The organism is Mycobacterium sp. TH-M82 (genome assembly GCF_057473605.1).
The window spans coordinates 1-1,377 of record NZ_JBYCKY010000583.1 but is presented as its reverse complement, the minus strand read 5'-3'; the positions used below and the strand labels follow the sequence as shown (position 1 = coordinate 1,377).

Genomic DNA, 1,377 nt, shown 5'->3' with positions numbered 1-1,377 from the left:
ATCGGGCCGGAGTCGGTGAGACGGTTCACCACCTTGTTGTCGAACGCCAAGACCATCTTCTGGAACGGCCCCATGGGGGTGTTCGAGTTCCCGGCATTCGCCGTCGGAACCAAGGGAGTAGCCGAGGCCATCGTGGCCGCGACCGGCAAGGGTGCGTTCAGCGTGGTCGGCGGCGGTGACTCCGCAGCCGCGGTGCGCGCTCTGGGTCTGGCGGCGGACGGCTTCTCACACATCTCCACCGGGGGCGGGGCCTCACTGGAATACCTTGAGGGCAAACCACTGCCGGGACTTGAAGTGCTGGGTGGTACCGGGCATCCGAGCGAAGGACCACTATGAGCCGCAAGCCGCTGATCGCCGGCAACTGGAAGATGAACCTCAACCACTTCGAGGCGATCGCGCTGGTACAAAAGGTCGCGTTCGCGCTGCCGGACAAGTACTACGACAAAGTCGACGTCACCGTGCTGCCACCGTTCACCGACCTGCGCAGCGTGCAGACCCTGGTCGACGGCGACAAGCTGCGGCTGACCTTCGGCGCCCAGGACCTGTCCGCCCACGATGCGGGCGCCTACACCGGCGAGGTCAGCGGGGCGTTTCTGGCCAAGCTGGGTTGCCGCTACGTCGTCGTCGGGCACTCCGAGCGGCGCAGCTACCACAGTGAGGACGACGCGCTGGTGGCCGCCAAGGCGGCCGCCGCGCTGAAACACGGGCTCATCCCGATCGTCTGCATCGGCGAGCATCTGGAGGTCCGGGAGGCCGGCCAGCACATCGAATACTGCGTGAGCCAGTTGCGCGGTTCGCTGGCCGGGCTGAACGCCGACCAGATCGCCGAGGTCGTCGTCGCCTACGAACCGGTCTGGGCGATCGGCACCGGCCGGGTGGCCGGCGCCGCCGACGCCCAGCAGGTGTGCGCGGCGGTAAGAGCGGAACTGGCCACGCTCACCTCGGCAACGGCCGCCGGCACCGTCCGGGTGCTCTACGGCGGCTCGGTCAACGCCAAGAACATCGCTGAGATCATCGCGCAGGACGACGTGGACGGCGCTCTGGTGGGAGGGGCGTCGCTGGACGGCGAGCAGTTCGCCACCCTGGCGGCGATCGCCGCCGGTGGGCCCCTGCCTTGAGGCGGCGCTCTGACCGGTAGGCTCTCGGCCATGGTATTGACGCTGCAGATCCTGCTGGTGATCACCAGTGTGCTGGTGGTGCTGCTGGTGTTGCTGCACCGCGCGAAGGGTGGCGGGTTGTCGACGCTGTTCGGCGGCGGTGTGCAGTCCAGCCTGTCCGGGTCGACCGTGGTGGAGAAGAACCTGGACCGGCTGACCCTGTTCGTGGTCGGCATCTGGCTGGTGTCGATTATCGGCATGGCGTTGCTGATCAAACTGC

3 protein-coding genes are annotated in these 1,377 nt (G+C 67.5%); all 3 read left to right on the top strand.

Annotation, left to right across the window (positions count from 1 at the left end):
- The coding region (gene pgk, locus AC2VON_RS17540) for a phosphoglycerate kinase (RefSeq protein ID WP_486954091.1) at positions 1 to 336 on the top strand (336 nt) is incomplete at its 5' end.
- Positions 333 to 1,118, top strand: coding sequence for a triose-phosphate isomerase (tpiA, locus tag AC2VON_RS17535; protein WP_486954090.1), 786 nt, complete (start codon positions 333 to 335; stop codon positions 1,116 to 1,118). The genes pgk and tpiA, both read left to right, overlap by 4 nt.
- A 30-nt stretch (positions 1,119 to 1,148) precedes the next feature.
- On the top strand, positions 1,149 to 1,377 hold a 229-nt coding region (gene secG, locus AC2VON_RS17530; protein ID WP_486954089.1), incomplete at its 3' end, for a preprotein translocase subunit SecG.

Bases quoted from the DNA above. Each gene is read 5' to 3' on its own strand.
- tpiA (WP_486954090.1), top strand. From the start codon at position 333: ATGAGCCGCAAGCCGCTGATCGCCGGCAACTGGAAGATGAACCTCAAC.